The organism is Alkalibacterium sp. m-11 (genome assembly GCF_054658155.1).
The window spans coordinates 1-1,564 of record NZ_BAAGIR010000250.1; the positions used below are offsets into that span (position 1 = coordinate 1).

The 1,564-nt window shown below is 43.4% G+C and carries 2 protein-coding genes; one reads left to right on the forward strand and one right to left on the reverse strand.

Going from position 1 to position 1,564, the window contains the following annotated elements:
- Positions 1–97: 97 nt before the first annotated feature.
- Complete coding sequence (locus tag ACYQ2O_RS12190) at positions 98–1,144, reverse strand: RNA-guided endonuclease InsQ/TnpB family protein (RefSeq protein ID WP_459796699.1); 1,047 nt, start codon at positions 1,142–1,144, stop codon at positions 98–100.
- A 206-nt stretch (positions 1,145–1,350) separates the two neighbouring features.
- On the opposite strand from ACYQ2O_RS12190, the gene tnpA reads away from it, so the two are divergent.
- A partial coding sequence (tnpA, locus tag ACYQ2O_RS12195) for an IS200/IS605 family transposase (RefSeq protein WP_459796700.1) occupies positions 1,351–1,564 on the forward strand: 214 nt, incomplete at its 3' end.

The window sequence follows — 1,564 nt, forward strand, 5'->3', positions numbered from 1 at the left end:
TTCTGTTTTGTTCAAGCCTTAAGTTTAAGGGTGTGCCATCACCCCTCCCATGGCAGAGCCTATAGCTCCATGGGCACTCATACTGTGACCATATGAGTTAGGTTGTTTGGGCGATATTCAGAGCTCCCACTCTATCCCGATGCCCCCGGTAGCCGCACCCGCACTGATACGTTCGGTCAGTTACTTTATTTCTGGCCTTACATGTCGGGCAAGTCTGAGAGGTATACTCTGGATTGACCTTTTTAACAACGATACCGATTTCTCTTGCTTTATATTCAATGAAGTCAGTCAGTTGAGCGAATGTCCAGTTATGCAGAATCGCTGTGTGTTTTCCTCTTTGTCTTGAGGTCCGGCGAATGCCGGAAAGATTCTCCAGATGGATGGTGCCACAGTTCATGTCTCTCGCAAACCGTACTATGTGTCTGGCAATCTTATGATTAATATCCTGCATGATTCTCGCTTCTTTATCATTGAGTGTCCGAATAGCGTTCAGTTTCTTTTTCTTCCCTAACTCCCGTCTGAGCTTCTTATACTTTCGGCGAATAACTTTGTTTGCTCGTCCGTTTCCGAAGAAAGCTGTTTGACCGCTGGAAGCCACGACACCGACAGCTGGACACAGAATACCTAGATCGATGCCTAAGACGTCTGTTCCTACAATCTCAGACGGCAAAACGTGATAAGCAATCTGAGCTATCCAATGGTAGCCTTTTTTGGTGATACGCATCGCTCCCCGTTTTGACTGAGATAACAGGTCAAACTGATCACTTGTTAGCACAGCTTTAATAGCCGTTTTCATTGATTTGCCCTTTTGCATAATAGGAAAAGCGAGATGATTTGGAGTGACCGTATAGTTCTGATTGTTCCATGAGACTGTTCGTTTTTTGAACACACAGTTTCCGTGTTCAGCATATTTGGACTTAGCATACCGGATAAGTTCATTTTTGACTACCGAAGGAATAGACGTCTCAATGTGTCTGGAAGTGACTGTTGGAAAGCGGCCATCTGATACAGCCTGCTGGACAAGCTGGTTGGCGTGATAAATATACTCTTTGGATAGCCGGGTCAATTCAGCTGCTTGTTCTTTAGTCGGCTTTAATTTTACTTTGAGCACTTTAACACAGGTATCGGTCTGTTCTTTTTTCACTCGCTTCACCTCTCTCCTGAAAACGAACGTATGTTCTTTTATTTAACGTAATTCCGAAAGAAGTCTCCCACTTCTAAGCGTATGGGTGCGAAGCACCAGTGAAAGTGGGGGATGAATGTCGGTCAAGCGATAGCTTGAAGTGGTTAATCTGTCATTTTTGTTGTATACTATATTCAGTGGTAACCAACAGAAAGGAAGTGACACCAATGGAACTGGACAACAACAATCATTCAGTCTTCTCGAATTGTTACCACCTTGTCTTAGTTATAAAGTATCGAAGAAAAGTCATCACTCCCCCTGTTTCAGATTACGCCAAAGATATGTTTCTAAGAATTAGTACAAACTACAACATCACTCTCATCGAATGGAATGAAGATAGAGACCACATTCATATCCTGTTCAAAGCTCACCCTAACACAG